The 16,833-nt window shown below is 64.1% G+C and carries 18 protein-coding genes; 12 read left to right on the top strand and 6 right to left on the bottom strand.

Annotated elements, in window-relative coordinates:
* Positions 1-34: 34 nt before the first annotated feature.
* From fliD to NLN62_RS28645, 9 genes are all read left to right on the top strand, one after another.
* A complete protein-coding gene (fliD, locus tag NLN62_RS28605) occupies positions 35-1,735 on the top strand; it encodes a flagellar filament capping protein FliD (RefSeq protein ID WP_027524693.1) in 1,701 nt (566 codons plus the stop codon).
* Positions 1,735-2,163, top strand: coding sequence for a flagellar export chaperone FliS (fliS, locus tag NLN62_RS28610; protein WP_027524692.1), 429 nt, complete (start codon positions 1,735-1,737; stop codon positions 2,161-2,163). The genes fliD and fliS overlap by 1 nt, the downstream gene beginning before the upstream one ends.
* Positions 2,164-2,353: 190 nt before the next feature.
* Positions 2,354-2,623 (top strand): hypothetical protein, encoded by a 270-nt coding sequence (locus NLN62_RS28615; RefSeq protein ID WP_254111107.1) that lies wholly within the window; start codon positions 2,354-2,356, stop codon positions 2,621-2,623.
* A 443-nt stretch (positions 2,624-3,066) separates the two neighbouring features.
* The gene (locus NLN62_RS28620; RefSeq protein ID WP_254111108.1) at positions 3,067-3,732 is read left to right on the top strand and encodes a flagellar hook assembly protein FlgD; all 666 of its coding nucleotides are present in this window, start codon (positions 3,067-3,069) and stop codon (positions 3,730-3,732) included.
* A gap of 18 nt (positions 3,733-3,750) precedes the next feature.
* Complete coding sequence (gene flgE, locus NLN62_RS28625) at positions 3,751-5,016, top strand: flagellar hook protein FlgE (protein WP_027524689.1); 1,266 nt, start codon at positions 3,751-3,753, stop codon at positions 5,014-5,016.
* 3 nt (positions 5,017-5,019) lie between these two features.
* Positions 5,020-5,277, top strand: coding sequence for a hypothetical protein (locus NLN62_RS28630; RefSeq protein WP_027524688.1), 258 nt, complete (start codon positions 5,020-5,022; stop codon positions 5,275-5,277).
* Between the two features lie 19 nt (positions 5,278-5,296).
* Positions 5,297-5,752, top strand: a complete 456-nt coding sequence (locus NLN62_RS28635) for a hypothetical protein (RefSeq protein WP_027524687.1) — start codon at positions 5,297-5,299, stop codon at positions 5,750-5,752.
* Positions 5,753-5,774: 22 nt separating this feature from the next.
* The gene (gene flgK, locus NLN62_RS28640; protein ID WP_254111109.1) at positions 5,775-7,550 is read left to right on the top strand and encodes a flagellar hook-associated protein FlgK; all 1,776 of its coding nucleotides are present in this window, start codon (positions 5,775-5,777) and stop codon (positions 7,548-7,550) included.
* Between the two features lie 15 nt (positions 7,551-7,565).
* On the top strand, positions 7,566-8,477 hold the full coding sequence (locus tag NLN62_RS28645; RefSeq protein ID WP_027524685.1) for a flagellin: 912 nt from the start codon (positions 7,566-7,568) through the stop codon (positions 8,475-8,477).
* Between the two features lie 6 nt (positions 8,478-8,483).
* Here the strand turns inward: NLN62_RS28645 and NLN62_RS28650 are convergent, their stop codons facing one another.
* The 6 genes from NLN62_RS28650 to NLN62_RS28670 form a co-directional block, all read right to left on the bottom strand.
* A complete protein-coding gene (locus NLN62_RS28650; RefSeq protein ID WP_027524684.1) occupies positions 8,484-10,055 on the bottom strand; it encodes an AMP-binding protein in 1,572 nt (523 codons plus the stop codon).
* A gap of 34 nt (positions 10,056-10,089) precedes the next feature.
* Positions 10,090-10,725: a uracil phosphoribosyltransferase gene (gene upp / locus NLN62_RS28655; RefSeq protein WP_027524683.1), complete on the bottom strand. Its 636-nt coding sequence runs from the start codon at positions 10,723-10,725 to the stop codon at positions 10,090-10,092.
* A gap of 130 nt (positions 10,726-10,855) precedes the next feature.
* Positions 10,856-10,984 carry a hypothetical protein gene (locus NLN62_RS53025; protein WP_256375295.1) on the bottom strand — a complete coding sequence of 43 codons (129 nt, stop codon included), beginning with the start codon at positions 10,982-10,984 and terminating at the stop codon, positions 10,856-10,858.
* Between the two features lie 109 nt (positions 10,985-11,093).
* Positions 11,094-11,486, bottom strand: coding sequence for a hypothetical protein (locus tag NLN62_RS28660; RefSeq protein ID WP_027524682.1), 393 nt, complete (start codon positions 11,484-11,486; stop codon positions 11,094-11,096).
* A 132-nt stretch (positions 11,487-11,618) separates the two neighbouring features.
* Positions 11,619-11,822 (bottom strand): hypothetical protein, encoded by a 204-nt coding sequence (locus NLN62_RS28665; protein WP_254111110.1) that lies wholly within the window; start codon positions 11,820-11,822, stop codon positions 11,619-11,621.
* Between the two features lie 33 nt (positions 11,823-11,855).
* The gene (locus tag NLN62_RS28670; RefSeq protein ID WP_027524680.1) at positions 11,856-12,323 is read right to left on the bottom strand and encodes a hypothetical protein; all 468 of its coding nucleotides are present in this window, start codon (positions 12,321-12,323) and stop codon (positions 11,856-11,858) included.
* A gap of 431 nt (positions 12,324-12,754) precedes the next feature.
* Here NLN62_RS28670 and NLN62_RS28675 point away from each other — a divergent pair, with 431 nt between their 5' ends.
* The 3 genes from NLN62_RS28675 (at position 12,755) to kdpB (ending at position 16,814) form a co-directional block, all read left to right on the top strand.
* The gene (locus tag NLN62_RS28675; RefSeq protein ID WP_018454042.1) at positions 12,755-12,844 is read left to right on the top strand and encodes a K(+)-transporting ATPase subunit F; all 90 of its coding nucleotides are present in this window, start codon (positions 12,755-12,757) and stop codon (positions 12,842-12,844) included.
* A gap of 112 nt (positions 12,845-12,956) precedes the next feature.
* Complete coding sequence (gene kdpA, locus NLN62_RS28680) at positions 12,957-14,660, top strand: potassium-transporting ATPase subunit KdpA (protein ID WP_027524679.1); 1,704 nt, start codon at positions 12,957-12,959, stop codon at positions 14,658-14,660.
* A 39-nt stretch (positions 14,661-14,699) separates the two neighbouring features.
* The gene (gene kdpB / locus NLN62_RS28685) at positions 14,700-16,814 is read left to right on the top strand and encodes a potassium-transporting ATPase subunit KdpB (protein ID WP_027524678.1); all 2,115 of its coding nucleotides are present in this window, start codon (positions 14,700-14,702) and stop codon (positions 16,812-16,814) included.
* Positions 16,815-16,833 lie beyond the last annotated feature (19 nt).

Here is a 16,833-nt window from a genome sequence, read left to right on the forward strand (position 1 = left end):
GCCCGGCTCTTCCTGCGATAGGTCGGGCATATCAGTGACCAGTGTCAGTTCAAGCACCAGCAGCACGTCGACGAGCTCGACGACGTCGAGCGCTTCATCGGTGACAACGACCGGTACGACCACGTCGACCAGCCTCGACTGGAGCGCGCTGATCACGGCTGCGGTGAATGCCAAGCTCACTGCCGCGACCACGATCTCGACCACGATCACCAACAACGAGGCCAAGGTCTCGGCCTACCAGACCCTTCAGACGGATCTGAAGACGCTCTATTCCGGGCTCGCTTCGCTTGCGACGTCCGTCGTGAACTCGCTGGCGACCAACGTGTTTGCAACGCGCTCGGCGACCATCAGCTCCACCGGCGACGTCAGCGCGTCATCCGCGCTCTCCATGAGCGTCAGCAACGGTGCGGCGACCGGTGACCATACGCTGACGATCAGCCAGATCGCGACCGCGCAAAAGGTGGTCGGCACCGCGCAGTCGAGCCAGACGGACGCGCTTGGCTATTCCGGAACGTTCTCGCTCGGGCTCGGCAGCGGCAGCACCGCCGACGTCACAGTCACCAGCACGATGTCGCTCCAGGACATCGTCGATGCCATCAACGCCCAGACCTCGACGACCAATGTCCAGGCCTCGATCGTCCAGGTATCCAGCGGCTCCTACGAGATGGTGCTGACGGGAACCGAGGACGCGGAAGATATCAGCTATTCCAGCAGCTCCGGTGACGACATCCTGAACGAGTTGGGGGTGACCGACAGCTCGGGATCGTTCTCAGATGTGCTTCAGACCGCGCAGGCGGCCGAGTTCACGCTCGACGGCATCTCGATGACCCGGGATACCAATGACATCACCGATGTGCTGACCGGCGTCACCTTCAACCTGCTACAGGCCACGCCGAGCGGGGCGACGCTGAACATCAGCATCGAGACCGACACCAGCCAGATCGAATCGGCGCTCGAGACCTTCGTCACGAACTACAACGCCTATCGCGATGCTGTCATCGCGCAGCAGGCGACGAACTCGGACGGCACTGCCTCGTCCAGCGCCGTGCTATTCGGCGACGGCACCATGCGCGACATCACGAGCCAGCTCGAATCCGCGCTCAACAGCACGGTGGGCGGGTTGACGATGGCCGACCTCGGCCTGTCGTTCAACGATTCGAACGAGCTCGAGCTCGACACGTCGACGCTCTCGGAGATCCTGAGCACGAACCTCAGCGGCGTGACCACGCTGCTGTCGGCGCAGACCACGACCTCGTCGAGCCAGCTCAGCGTCGTCAATACCGGAACCTCGCCCCAATCCGTCACGCTGGACCTGACGGTGGATTCCTCAGGAAATCTCTCCTCGGCCTCGGTCGGCGGGGACTCCTCGCTGTTCACCGTCAGCGGCACCACCATCATCGGCAATGCCGGCACGGCCTATGCCGGCATGGCCTTCACCTATTCGGGGACGACCTCGCAATCGATCACGGTGACGTCGACGTCGGGGATCGCCACGCAGCTCTACCAGATCGCCAAGAATGCGTCGTCCAGCACCGGCTCGCTGCAGACGCTGATCACCAACCTGGAAACGCGCGACGACGACCTGCAGCAGAAGGTCGACGATATCCAAAGTGCCGCGTCGGCCTATCAGACGCAGCTGGAAGCGCAATATGCGAAGTACCAGGCCGCGATCGAGAGCGCGAACAACACGCTGACCTATCTCAAGGCTTTGCTCAACTCCAGCTCGAGTAGTTAATGATGCATAATCCGATGGCGTACATGGCCAATCAGGCCTATCGGGGTGCGGCCACCACCGTGCCGCCGCTCAAGGCAGTGTCGATGCTGCTTGGCGGCGCGACTACGTTTCTTCAGAAGGCGCTGGCTTCGCAGGAGGCGCGGCGCTTCGAGGAGGGGCACGAGTATCTGATGAAGGCGACCGCGATCCTGCGCGGGCTCAGTCACAATCTCGATTTCACCAAGGGTGGGGCGGTGGCCGAGCGGCTCTACCAGACCTACAATGCGATGATCCTGGCGAGCCTGCGCGCCTATGGCCGGCCGCACGCACGCGAGAGCTATCGGCGGATCATCGCAGGGCTCACCGAGCTGCGCGAGGCCTGGGAATTCGTCGATGCGACCGTGCGGACGGCCAAGCCCGGGACGGGCGATTCGGCGCAGAAGCGCTGAGGCCTTCGGGCCGGTTTCCGCTTGGAACGGCCGGGTTCCGGCGTCTCGTATTTCTCCGCTCGGGAGGACGGCGGTTTCGGCGGTTGTTCCGCGCGGCATGGCCGTTCCTTGTCGCGTCCGGACAGGCGAATTCGGTTTCCGGCGCCTCTGCAATGCTTTATGACAGGCCCGGGGGTGCGGGACCCGGGCGATGGATATCACCGAGTTTGAGGATCTGATCGATCGGTTGGGCGAGGACTTGTCCCTCTGGCCCGAGGACCGTCGTTCGTCCGCCGAAGAGCTGCTTGGTCATTCCGCCGATGCCCGCGCCCTTCTCGAATCGGCGCACGCGCTCCGCAATGCGCTGGCCACTCCTCCTGTGCGGGCGCCTGCCGGACTTGCCGATCGCATCGTCGCCGCCGCCAAGCGCACGGCCGATCCCGCCGAGCCCCACGCCGAGGGCGAGACGGCGGGGAACTGAGGCTCTTCTCCAACTCACTTCCAACGGCGTCAACGTCGAACCGGACGCTCGATGCTTCTTACCTTGCCCCGCTTGCGGGGAGAGGTCGGAATGCGCGCGTAGCGCGGATTCCGGATGAGGGGGAGCCTCCGCGAGTCGATCTGTCACCGTGATTGTGGAAACGCCGCTCACCCCAACCCTCTCAGCGCGAGCGTAGCTCGTCGCGGTCCCGTAAGAACGGGCGAGGGAGCGCACCACCGTGGCCGCGACAGCGCGATTCTTCTCTCTGCTCTCTCTTCTCCTTTCTCGCGCGCACACGGCAGATTTTGCCGCTTCGGAAAGCGCATCGTAGCGCGCGAATCCCCGCCTGAATTCACGCGCCCACGCGTTTCATCAGCACACAGATTTCAAGCGCAACCGAACGCGTTCGTTAGCCGCGCGTTGCACATGAACCGGGGTTTTCGATGACCGTTGCCGCGACGACGTCCACTTCGACAGCAACGACGACGACATCGTCGTCGAGTTCCTCATCCACCTCATCGCTGACGTCGAACGAGTTTCTCAGCTTGCTCGTCAGCGAGCTGCAGAACCAGGATCCGCTGAACGCAACCTCGACGACGGACTTCATCAACCAGCTCACCTCCTACGCCAATTTCAGCCAGCAGCAGTCGATCAACACCAATCTCAGCGCGCTCGCGAGCTCGTTCTCGAGCCTCGTGACGCTGAACTCGGTCAACTATATCGGCCACACGGTAGAGGCGAAGACCGACACCGCGACGCTGACCAACGGCTCGGCGACGTTCGGCTACTCGCTGTCTTCGGCGGCTTCGAACGTGTCTATCACCGTCAAGGATTCGTCCCGCAACACGGTGTGGACAGGAACCGGCACCGGCAATTCCGGCTCCAACACCTTCACCTGGGACGGCAAGGATTCCAGCGGCAACCAGCTCACCGACGGCGGCCAGTACACGATCTCGGTGACCGCAACGGATTCCGCCGGCAACTCGGTCCTCAACTACACGACGGTCACTGGCACGGTGACCGGCATCGACACCTCGACCTCGACGCCATCGCTCACGGTGAACGGCGTCTCGGTCAGCGCCGCCAACATCATCGGCGTCACGTCCTGATTTTTTCGGAGTTCGATCATGAGCCTCAGCGGCGCACTTTCCTCGGCAATCTCGGCGCTCAGCGCGCAGAGCCAGTCCTTGTCGATGATCAGCGACAACATCGCCAATTCCGACACGACCGGCTACAAGACGACGTCTGCGATGTTCGATGACCTCGTCACCGCATCGAGCAACGCAACCTCCTATGCCTCGGGTGGCGTCACGGTGTCCGGCCGGGCCAATATCACCCAACAGGGCCTGCTGGCTGCGACGTCCAACGCGACTGACGTCGCGATCCAGGGCTCGGGCTTCTTCGTGGCGACCAACGCGACGTCCGGCGGAACCGTGTCCTACACCCGCAACGGCGCTTTCACCATCGACAACGCAGGCTACCTCGAGAACAACGGCTACTATCTCGAAGGCTGGCGTACCGACGCCGACGGCAACGTGACGGGCAATGAATCGGCGAGCAATCTCGAGGCCATCAACACCCAGGTGGCATCGACCAGCGGCAGCGCGACCACCAAGACGACGATCGCGGCGAACCTTCCGTCGGATGCCGCCACGGGCGACACCTATACCAGCTCGATGACGGTCTACGATTCGCTCGGCGCGGCGAACTCGATCCAGATTACCTGGACCAAGACCGCCACCAACACCTGGAGCGCGAGCTTTGCCAATCCGACCTCGTCGTCGGACACCTCGACCACGACCGGCACGACCAGCGGCACGGTGGCGATCACCTTCAACAGCGACGGCTCACTGGCAAGCACCAGCCCGAGCCCGGCGACGATTTCGGTGACGGGCTGGACCGACGGCGCGGCCGACAGCACCATCACGCTGGATATGGGCACCGCAGGCGGCACCGACGGCCTGACGCAATATGCGTCAGGTGAAACCACGCCGTCCGTCAACGTCACCAGCATCACCTCCGACGGCCTGTCCTACGGAACGCTGTCGAGCATTGCCATCGGCAAGAATGGCGTGGTCGATGCCACCTATTCCAACGGCAAGACGATCGCGATCTACAAGATCGCGGTGGCGACCTTTGCCGATCCCAACGGTCTTTCCGCCAGCAGTGACCAGATGTATTCGGCGACCGTCACGTCGGGAGATCCGACGCTGCAGGCCTCCGGCGAGAATGGTGCGGGCACGGTCTATGGCAGCGAGCTGGAATCCTCCACCACCGACACCTCGAGCCAGTTCTCCAGCATGATCTCGGCGCAGCAGGCTTACTCCGCCGCCTCACAGGTCATCTCGACCGTCAACAAGATGTACGACACCCTGATCTCGGCGATGAGGTAGGCGATGCGCGGGGAAAGGAGCTATGCCGCGGGAGAGGCGCTGCTGCTGCGACTGCAGCGGTTGATCGCGCGCGCCCGCGCGGCTGGCAGGGAACGCGGAGAATTGCTCGCACTGCTCGACGACATCGAGACGGCGCGCCGCGGCCTGATCCGCGAATCCAAGGCAATCGAAGACGAGACGCGGCAGACGAGCGTGAGAACCACGGCGATCGGCGCCTATTTACGCGGCGCCCAGATAGGCCGCGGCCGGCAGCACAATTGAGACCACGAAAGCAGCGAACATGAAACAGGCTCAAATCACCAGGACCAGCGCCGCCGAGGGCGACGCGCGCATCAAATCCCTGATCGCCCTGATCGACGGCTTGACCGCGCTGGTCGCCGAAGAGAACGCCGAGCTCGCCAAGGGGCTTCCGGCCTCGCGCCTGAAGCAGGTCGACGAGAAGAACCGGCTGGCGGAAATATTCGAAAGGACCGTTGCGGAATGCGCCGCCGGTTCGACCAGCCTGCATGTCCGCGACCGGATCCTGCGCGAACAGCTCATGGAGCGGATCCTGAAGCTGCGCGCGGCGATGGATGAGAACCTGGTGCGCCTGCGCGCGGCGATCGAGGCCAGTAACCGCCGTATCGAGGCGGTGATGCAGGCGATCCGCGAGCAGATCGCCGCGGTGTCGCCCTATGGCGCGTCGGGCCGGCTCGCCGCGCGCGCGGTCTCCAGCGGCACCATTCGTCAGGCCTGAGGGCAGGGAAAGGGCAGCCGCCGTGTCGCTCGATATCGCACGATTGATCGCCTTCAGCGGGCTGTCGGCTACGCAGGTGCAGATCAGCGTGACGTCGTCGAACATCTCGAACGCCGACACGACGGGCTATACCGAGAAGACCGCAAGCCAAGCGAGCAGCGTCACCAATGGCGTCGGCACCGGGGTCACGGTGACGGGCATCACCTCGAACGTCGACAAGCTATTGTTGAAGTCGCTGATCTCTGCGACCTCCGACCTCGGTTCGGCCGACACGACCAACACGTACCTGGCCTCGCTCGAGAAGCTCTACGGCTCGACCAGCAGCTCGGACTCATCGTCGACCGGAACGTCGCTTGCCAATTCGATCGCGTCGCTGGAATCGGCATTGTCGTCGCTGGCCAGCACGCCGAACAGCGCCTCGCTGCAATCCAACGTCATCAGCGCGCTCGACGACGTCGCGAGCCAGTTGCGGGAGACCTCGAGCGGCATCCAGAAACTGCGCTCCAACGCCGACCAGGACATCTCCTCGTCGATCGACGACGTTAACACCGACCTCGAGCAAATCGCCGAGCTCAATGCCGAGATCAAGCAGACCGCGGCGGCCGGCCAGTCGACGGCGGACCTGGAGGACCAGCGCAACACCGCGCTGCAGGACGTCGCCTCCAAGATGAATGTCAGCTACTACACGGCCTCGAACGGTGATCTCCAGATCTACACCACGTCCGGCCAGGCGCTGGTCGACAGCACCGCGCACACGATCAGCTACACGACCGCGGCCAATGTCTCCTCATCGACAATCTACACCGCCGGGTCCTCCTCCAGCGGCTTCAGCGCCATCACGGTGAACGGGGTCGACATCACCTCGCAGATCACCGGTGGCGACATCGGTGCCCTCATCACGCTCCGCGACAAGACCCTGCCGGCGGCGCAGTCCCAGCTCGACCAGCTTGCCCAGCAGCTCGCCTCGGCAATGAACGGCGTCTCCAACAGTGCCTCGTCGGTGCCGCCGCCGACCAGCCTCACCGGCACGACCAGCGTGACGAGCGCGACGGCGCTGTCCGCAACGGGCACGGTGCGCCTTGCCGTCACCGATCAGAGCGGCAACCTCGTTTCCTACAGCGATCTCGACCTTTCATCCTATTCCACAGTCGGTGACCTCGTCTCCGCCATCAACGGCATCTCCGGGCTATCGGCTTCGATCGATTCTAACGGCCACCTGACCATCACGTCGACCGACTCCAGCGATGGCGTCGCGATCAACGAGATGACGAGCTCGGTGGGAAGCGCCAGTGAAGGATTCTCGGAGTATTTTGGTCTCAACGATCTGGTGACCGGCACGAGCGCATCGGATATCGCCGTCAACAGCAGCATTCTCTCCGGCACCAATGAATTGCAGCTCGCGACGCTGGATTCCTCATCCAGCCTGACCGTCGGCAGCCAGGTGCTGACGCCGGGCTCGGCAGCCGTGGTCAACGACTTCTACGACGCGCTGACGGACTCGCGGACATTCGCGTCGGCCGGCGGGCTGGCCGCGACCACCGGCTCGTTCGCCGACTACACCGCGGCGATCGTCTCCGACGTCGCGAGCAAGTCGTCGCAGGCCTCCACCAACTACACCGCCAAGGAGACCGCACAGTCGACCTATGCCAGCTCGCTGTCGTCACAATCGGGCGTCAACCTCGACGAGGAATCGGCGCGCCTGAGCACGCTGCAGAACAAGTATACGGCGGCCTCCGCGCTGATCCAGGCCATAAACACCATGTATTCGGCGCTGCTCAGCGCCGTGCAGTCGTCCTAAGGCGGGAGCGGATCCATGGTCGCGATGAGGGTGGCCACCTTCGCACAGTCGAACACGATGATCGCGGACGCGCTGCGCGTGCAGGCCGTCATGGCCAACGAGCAGATCCAGGAGTCATCGGGCGTCATCTCGAACGATTTCGGCGGCTACGGCTCGACCGCGCAGCACGTGGTCAATCTCCAGGTCTCGGTGACGCGGGCGCAATCCTATATCGACGCTGCGACGCTCGCCGACAGCAAGGTTCAGGTGATGTATTCGGCGGTGGGCTCGATGACCGATATCATCACCCAGCTCCGTTCCCAGCTCAGCGCTGCCTCGACCGGCAGCTCGACGGAGGGCAACTCCGTGATTTCCTCGGCGCAGCAGATGCTCGAGGAGATGGGATCGCTGCTCAACACGCAATATGACGGCCAGTTCGTGTTTGCGGGCGGCAAGACGGAGACGGCGCCGGTCGATCTCACCAGCTTCTCCGCCGGCACGGGATCCACCACGACGGCTGATACCAGCTATTATGTCGGCGACAGCGAGATCGCTTCGGTCCGCGTCGCGACCGACCAGAGCGTGCCCTACGGCGTGACCGCGGACAATTCGGCGTTCGAAGAGGTGATGCGCGTCCTCAAATTCGTCGCCAACAGCTCGTCGCTGTCGTCGTCCGACATCACCAGCGCGCTGGATCTGGCGAGCTCGGCGCTGGACGACACCGCCGCCGTGCAGGCGAAGCTGTCGAGCTCGGCCTCGCAGATCGAGACGGCCAGCGCGCGCCAGAGCGATTACAAGAGCTACGCCGAGACGCTGGGAAGCGATCTCACCAGCGTTGACGTCGCGGCGGTCACGGCGCAGCTATCGACCTATCAATCCCAGCTCACCGCGTCCTATTCGGCGCTCGCAAAAATCCTGAGTATGAATCTTGCGAGCTACCTGAAATAGACCCCGCTATTCCGCGGCGATCCTTTCCATGGCCATGGCGCGCAGCCTAGCGCGCTGGATCTTGACGCCATTGGCGCTGTCGGTGACGGGGAAGGCGTCGATGAAGTAGATGTGTGCGGGGATCTTGTATCCGGCCAGCCGCTCGCGCAGGCGCGCGATCAACGCGGCCTCTCGCGGCGGTTCTCCCGTTGGGATCACGAAGGCGGCGCAGCGGGCCTGTCCCTTGAGATCGACGGCGACGACCTGCGCATCGGAAATGCCGGCGCAGGACTTCAGCTCATCCTCGATCTCGCCGGGCGCGACCAGGAAGCCGCCGAGCCGCATGGCATCGCCCGCCCGCGTCTCGTAGACGAAGGAGCCATCGCCCCGCAGCCGGCCGATGTCTCCGGTGCGGAAGAAGCCGTCGGCCGTGGTCGCCTCGCGCGTCGCTTGCGGATTGTTGAAATAGCCGAGGAAGCGCGAGGGAGCGCTGATCTCGAGCTCGCCGGAGACACCGGGCCCCACCAGCTCGCCGCTGTCCGTATCGCGTATGCGCACGCGGGCGTCCGGCGACATCGGCCAGCCGCCGCCTTCGATGCGGTCGGCAAAAGCGGTACCCCGCCGGCCGATCGAGAACAGGGCCTGCACCTCGCTCGAGCCGTACAGGCCGAACAGCGGCAAGCCCCGCGCCTCGGCCTCAACCGCAAACTCGCGCCAACCCGGCTGGAACGCGGCGAAGCCAAACACTTCGGCGTGTGCGAACGGCCGTGGCGCATCGGTGAACGCCAGGATACGGCGAAACATCTCGTCCGAGCCGAAGGAATGCGTGATCCTGTACTCACTGAAGATTTTGAGCGCCGGCGCGGCCTCGAACGCGTCGAGCACGTGGATGGTGACGCCGGCTGCGAGAAAGGCGAGCAGGGCCGTCATGCCGAAGGTGCCGCAGAAGGGCAGCATCGCGAGCAGCGAATGGCGCTCCGGCGACAGCGCAAGCGCCTCGGCGACCGCGTCCGCATGCGTGGCCAGCGTCGCTTGCGAATGCGCCACCAGCTTCGGCCCCCTTGTGGTGCCAGAGGTGGTGTAGAGCAGCACGGGCAGATCGACGTCGCCGCGTGGTGGCGTAGCCGGATAGGCTCTCTCGAAGGCGTCGAAGCGTACGCAGGGCCATTGTGCGGGAATCGTATCCGCACCGGCCACGGCGAGCTTTTCAAGCGCCGGCACATCGCTCTTGGCGATACCAGCGAGAATCGCGGCAAAGTCGATCGAGCGGAACGCTGCCTCCATGACCAGAAGCTTCGCACCGGAGAGGTGGAGGAGGTGGGCGACTTCCGCGCTGCGGTAGCGCGTGTTGACCGCGGCAATGATTGCGCCAAGTCGGGCGGCGGCCAGCAGCAGCGCGATCCATTCGATGCGGTTGACCAGCCAGACTGCGACTACATCGCCTTTGCCGATACCTTGCGCGGCGAGCCACGCTGCCGTCTGGTCGATCCTGCCTGACAACTCGGGGCGCGAAACGGGCGTGCCGTCAAACACCAGCGCCGGATCGGCGAAGGTCTCGATCCTGATCAGCGATTGCAGCGAGCGATCGTTATGGCGCATGGCTACCCGCAGTAACCCGATCGCGCAAAACTGTCTACTTGGTGCCGAACATCCGGTCGCCGGCATCGCCCAGGCCCGGCACGATATAGCCGTGGTCGTTGAGCCGCTCGTCGACCGCGGCGGTCCAGATCGGCACGTCCGGATGTTCCGTCTGGAACTGCGCAATGCCTTCCGGGGCGGCCAGCAGGCAGACGAAGCGGATGTCGCGGGCGCCGCGCGCTTTCAGCAGGGACGCGCCTGCGCAAGCCGAGTTGCCCGTCGCCAGCATCGGGTCCATCAGGATGACGGTGCGATCGGAAAGATCCTGCGGCGCCTTGAAGTAGTACTCCACGGCCTGCAGGGTCGCGGGATCGCGATAGAGCCCGATATGGGCGATCCGGGCGGAGGGCATCAGTGCCAGCATGCCATCGAGGAAGCCGACGCCGGCGCGCAGGATCGGCGCCAGCGTGAGCTTCTTGCCGGCGATTTTAGGCGCCTGCATCGGCGAGATCGGCGTCTCGATTTCCACAAGCTCCAGCGGCAGGTCGCGCGTCACCTCGTAGCACAAGAGCATCCCGATCTCGTTCAGGATTTCGCGAAAGCTCTTGGTCGAGCGGTCCTTTTCCCGCATCAGCGAGAGCTTGTGCTGGACCAGGGGGTGATCGACGACGTGGACGTTGCTGCTACCCATGGTAACCGCTCTACACGGTTCCCTGAGCTTTCGCCAGATCGGCCGCAGCGTTTTCCCTGCGCATGAGCTGCCTAACCGGCGGGCATCGCGACCTCAGTCCTGGCCCGGTTGCCGGCCTCGTAGGCTAGGCCTAGACGCCCAATCCGCGCGCGATAAGCGTGATCACGAGCGTCAGGATGCCGCCCCAGATCAGGCTCAGCGTCATGGTCAAGATGGTGACCGTGAGCGCGTGCTCGAGATTTGCCTTGGCGGGCTGCATGCTAGTCGCCCGGTGCCGCACCGACGCGCATGCCGATGAGCAGCGTCCCCATCAGCGCGATCATGACGATGATCTTGAGTTCGATCATGTGCGTGCTCTCCCGCAAGGGTTACCTGGTCGTAAGCCGCGCCAGATGGCGCGTCGCGCGGACCATCCACTTTGCGAGTTCTCCAACGAGTGGATTGCCGCGGTTCTCGATATCGAGCTCGAACGTTTCGGACGGAAAGATCAGCGCGCACCGTGCAGGTCGGCTCTGCGCATGGGCGAAATGGACCGCCGAGCTCTTGAACAGGAAGAGCCCGCCAAGGCGGCCCTGCGCTTCACGCGCAACCCATAGGCCGGCCTTGTTGCGACCGATGAAGAAAGCCGGAATGGCGGCGCTGACGATTTCAGGATCGAGCGGTTGAAGATTGGGGTGCACGACCACGGCTGTATCCGCCTTCTCCCACCTCCGGCGGCGCGGACGGGTCGGACCGGCGTCGTTGAAGGTGATTGCGGCCATGGCAGCCTCCTCGAGAAATTCGCTCGCCGTATCGTGCGCCGGGAGGCCATAGGAATGCGAGAGGACCAAGGGCGGCATCGCATAGGATGGACATAAAGGCGGTTCCCGCGGCGCGATCTGCCGCCGGGCCGATCAGTAGTGGAATCGCGACATATAGATCACGGTCTTCAAGGCGACCAGCGCGGTCAGCACGCTTCCCATCGACAGGAGCGCCAGCGTGCGCAAGCAGACGCGCCGGATGGTCGCGGCGTGGGCGTTCGAGATCCAGGCTTCGGGAGCGCTCTTCCTTCCAGGTGGATGAAAGGGCTGTTCGAGGCGATGCGTGAGCATCGACATGATGAAATCCTCTTGTTGTGATGGGTATTGCGGTCAGCCGAAATGGTCGCAGTTGACCGGCTGGTAGAGCTGGCCCGCGGTCTGCTGGACCGATGGAACGCTGGGCCGGCTGGCTTCGGCGGTGAGCACTTGCGCCTCGGCAAAGGCCGAGAGCAATGCGAGCGCGAGGTCGGAATGCCGTCCCTCGACCGAGCTCTCCAGCCAATCCGGCAACTCGCGTTCGCGCGAGAGCGCGCAATACCATTCGCCTTCGTCATAGGCGATGCGGCGAACCTGCCACAGCGGCAGCTCCAGTTCCAGCAGCGCGAGCGCAGCATCGGTCCAGGCGTCGGCATCGATCAGGCGCGTCAGCCGTGCGGTTCGTTCGCTCTGTCCAAGCGAGGGGAAGCGGCGGCAGGCCTTGTCGATGAGGTCGAGCATCAGGGGCCGCGTCACCGTGTGCGCGCTGCGAAGCTGCTCGCCGAGCGAAACCGGATCGAAGTTTTGCAGAACGGAAGACATGACGGCGTCTCGATCTTGGGCCGGCCGCAGGTCCGCAACCGACGCCATCAAGATCGCGGGAAGGGCATTTGAAAGCGAGATGGGGCAGGGGAGCGAAATATAGGTATTTCATAAAGGTCGGAGCGGGCTGCGGAAGGGGCGGGGAACGCTCACCCAACCCTCAACTGTGGCGTTAGCCGGATGGTCTCCCAAGCATCCGCGTCCCCCGGCCTTTATGAGATTCCTATATCGTCGCCATAGCCTCCCTCTCGAAAACCTATGCCTTGGGTGGCACGTCTCGGCCCGACAGCGCGGCATCCGACTCCGGCCGCGTCCGGTTGCATAGGACATTCTCATGCTCGACATCATCATGCTGGCGCTGGGCTTCGCCTTCTTCGCGCTCGCGATCGGCTACACCTACGCCTGCGAACGGCTGTGACGGGAGCGACGCCATGATCTTCGATTATTCGCTCGCCGGTGCCGTCTCGCTCGGCCTTCTCTTCTACCTCACCTACGCGCTGCTGCGGCCCGAGCGGTTCTAGGGGTGTTGCTGCTCCTCAAACTGCTTCTGGCCGACGCCGCCCTCGTGGCGGTGCTGCTCGCGGTTCTTCTGCCGCTACTGCGCGGAAGGCCGGTTCTCAAGGACCAAATGCCATGACTGTTATCGGTTGGCTCCAGATCATTTTCTTTTGCGTCATCATCCTCGCGCTGGCAAAGCCGCTCGGCTGGTACATGACGCGCGTATTCAATGGCGAGCGCACCTTCCTGTCCCCGGTACTGCGCCCGGTCGAGACCGGGCTCTACTGGATCTCCGGTGTCGACGAGAAGCGCGAGCAGCATTGGTTGACTTATACGGTCTCCATGCTGCTGTTCCACGTCGGTGGCTTCCTGATCATCTACGGGCTGATGAGGCTTCAGGCCGTTCTGCCGTTCAACCCGGCCGGTCAGTCCGCGGTCGCGGAGGATCTCTCCTTCAATACCGCGATCTCCTTCATCACCAACACCAACTGGCAGAACTACGGCGGTGAGAGCACGCTGTCCTATCTGGTGCAGATGGTCGGCCTGACGCACCAGAACTTCCTGTCGGCCGCCACCGGCATCGTGCTCGCGCTTGCGCTGATCCGCGGTTTTGCGCGCGCATCGGTGCGGACTGTCGGAAATTTCTGGGTCGATGTCACCCGCTGCACGCTCTATGTGTTGCTCCCGATCTGCATCATCTACACGCTGTTCCTGGTCTGGGACGGTATCCCGCAGACGCTCGGGGCCTATGTCGAGGCGACCACGCTTGAAGGCGCCAAGCAGACCATCGCGGTTGGCCCGGTCGCCTCGCAAGTGGCGATCAAGATGCTCGGCACCAATGGCGGCGGCTTCTTCAACGCCAACGCGGCGCATCCCTTCGAGAACCCCACGGCGCTGTCCAACTTCGTGCAGATGATCTCGATCTTTGCGCTCGGCGCCGCGCTGACCAACGTGTTCGGCCGCATGGTCGGCAACCAGCGTCAGGGCTGGGCGATCCTGGCTGTGATGGGCGTGCTGTTCCTCGCCGGTGTTGCAATTACCTATTGGGCGGAAGCCAGCGGCACCTCGACGCTCCAGGCGCTGGGACTGACCGGCGGCAACATGGAAGGCAAGGAGGTTCGCTTCGGCATCGTTGCCTCCTCGCTGTTTGCCGTGATCACGACGGCTGCCTCCTGCGGCGCGGTCAACGCCATGCACGACAGCTTTACCGCGCTTGGCGGCATGATCCCGCTGATCAACATCCAGCTCGGCGAAATCATCGTCGGCGGTGTCGGCGCCGGTATGTACGGCATGCTGCTGTTCGTCGTTCTCGCGATCTTCGTTGCCGGCCTCATGGTCGGACGCACGCCGGAATATGTCGGCAAGAAGATCGAGGCGCGCGAGGTCAAGATGGCGATGCTCGCCATCCTGGTGCTGCCGCTGATGATCCTCGGCTGGACGGCCGTTGCCGTCGTGCTGCCCTCGGCGGTGGCCTCGATGGCCAATGCCGGCCCGCACGGCTTCTCCGAGGCGCTCTATGCCTACACCTCGCAGACCGGCAATAACGGTTCGGCCTTCGCAGGGCTCACCGGCAACACGCTGTTCTACAACGTCACCGGCGGCGTCTCGATGTTCGTCGGCCGCTTCTTCATGATCGTGCCGGCCATGGCGATCGCAGGATCGCTGGCGGAGAAGAAGTCGATCCCGCCGTCGATGGGCACGTTCCCGACCACCGGCGGGCTATTCGTCGGTCTCGTCGTCGGCGTGATCCTGATCATGGGCGGCCTGACCTTCTTCCCGGCGCTCGCGCTCGGCCCGATCGTCGAGCACCTCGCGATGAACGCCGGCCAAGTTTTCTGATCAACAAGTCTTCTGATCGAATTGTCTGGAGCGACCTCCATGGAAACGATGAAACTGCAAAAACGTGCTCCGATGTCGGCGATGCTCGATCCGAAGATCGTCCTGCCTGCGATCCGCGCTTCCTTCGTCAAGCTCGATCCGCGGCTGATGATCAAGAACCCCGTGATGTTCGTGGTCGAAATCGTCGCCGCGCTTACGACCGTCATCTTCCTGCGCGACCTCCTCACCGGCGGAACGAACCTTGGATTCACCTTCCAGATCATCCTCTGGCTGTGGTTCACTGTGCTCTTCGCCAATCTCGCGGAAGCCGTTGCCGAAGGCCGCGGCAAAGCCCAGGCCGAATCGCTGCGCAAGACCCGCACCGAAAGCCAGGCCAAGCTGCTGACCGGCTCCGATCGTAGCTTCAGGCTCGTGCCGGGCACGAGCCTGAAGGTTGGCGACATCGTGCTGGTCGAGGCCGGCGATACGGTTCCATCCGACGGCGAGGTGATCGAGGGCGTCGCCTCCGTCAACGAAGCCGCCATCACCGGCGAATCCGCGCCGGTGATCCGTGAATCCGGCGGCGACCGTTCCGCGGTGACGGGCGGCACGCAGGTGTTGTCCGACTGGATCCGCGTCCGCATCACCGCGGCCCAGGGCTCGACCTTCATCGACCGGATGATCAAGCTGGTCGAGGGCGCCGAGCGGCAGAAGACGCCGAACGAGATCGCGCTCAACATCCTGCTTGCGGGCCTCACCATCATCTTCGTGTTCGCAACCGTCACCATTCCGAGCTACGCGGCCTATGCCGGCGGCTCGATCTCGGTGATCGTGCTGGTCGCGCTGTTCGTGACGCTGATCCCGACCACGATCGGTGCGCTGCTGTCGGCGATCGGGATCGCTGGCATGGACCGCCTGGTGCGCTTCAACGTGCTGGCGATGTCCGGCCGCGCTGTCGAGGCCGCCGGCGACGTCGACACGCTCCTGCTCGACAAGACCGGCACCATCACGCTCGGCAACCGCCAGGCGACCGCGTTCCGTCCCGTGCGCGGGGTGACCGAGCAGGAGCTCGCGGATGCGGCGCAACTCGCCTCGCTCGCCGACGAAACCCCGGAGGGCCGCTCCATCGTCGTGCTGGCGAAGGAGAAATACGGCATACGCGGCCGCGACATGGCCGAGCTTGGCGCCACCTTCATCCCCTTCACGGCGCAGACTCGCATGAGCGGCGTCGATGCCGGTGGCGTATCGGTGCGCAAGGGCGCTATCGATGCCATGCTCAACTATATCGGCGGCGGCGCGCCGCAGGCGGTCGCCTCCGGCAACACGATGCGTGCCGTGCAACCGTCCGCGCTCTCGGAGGTCGGACGCGAGATCCAGGCGATCGCGGATGAGGTGTCGAAATCGGGCGGTACGCCGCTGGCGGTTGCCAAGGACGGTCGCCTGCTGGGAATCGTCCAGCTCAAGGACATCGTCAAGGGCGGCATCCGCGAGCGTTTTGCGGAGCTGCGCCGCATGGGCATCCGCACCATCATGATCACCGGCGACAACCCCATGACGGCGGCCGCGATCGCGGCGGAAGCCGGCGTCGACGACTTCCTTGCGCAGGCAACGCCCGAGGACAAGCTCAAGCTGATCCGCGACGAGCAGGCCAAGGGCAAGCTGGTAGCGATGTGCGGCGACGGTACCAACGACGCGCCGGCGCTCGCGCAGGCCGATGTCGGCGTCGCCATGAACACGGGTACACAGGCCGCGCGCGAGGCCGGCAACATGGTCGATCTCGACTCCAACCCGACCAAGCTGATCGAGGTGGTCGAGATCGGCAAGCAGTTGTTGATGACGCGCGGCGCGCTGACGACGTTCTCGATCGCCAACGACGTCGCGAAATATTTTGCGATCATCCCGGCGATGTTCTTGGCGTTCTACCCGCAGCTCAACGTGCTCAACGTCATGAACCTGACGAGCCCGCAGAGCGCCATCCTGTCTGCGATCATCTTCAACGCGCTGATCATCATCGCGCTGATTCCACTGGCGCTGAAGGGGGTTGCCTACCGCGCCGTCGGTGCCGGCGCGCTCCTGCGCCGTAACCTGATGGTCTACGGCTTTGGAGGCATCATCATTCCCTTCATCGGTATCAAGGCGATCGACCTCGTGGTTACCGCCCTGCACCTTGCTTAATCGTCATTGCGAGGAGCGG

The organism is Bradyrhizobium sp. CCGUVB23 (assembly GCF_024199885.1).
Taxonomy (GTDB): domain Bacteria; phylum Pseudomonadota; class Alphaproteobacteria; order Rhizobiales; family Xanthobacteraceae; genus Bradyrhizobium.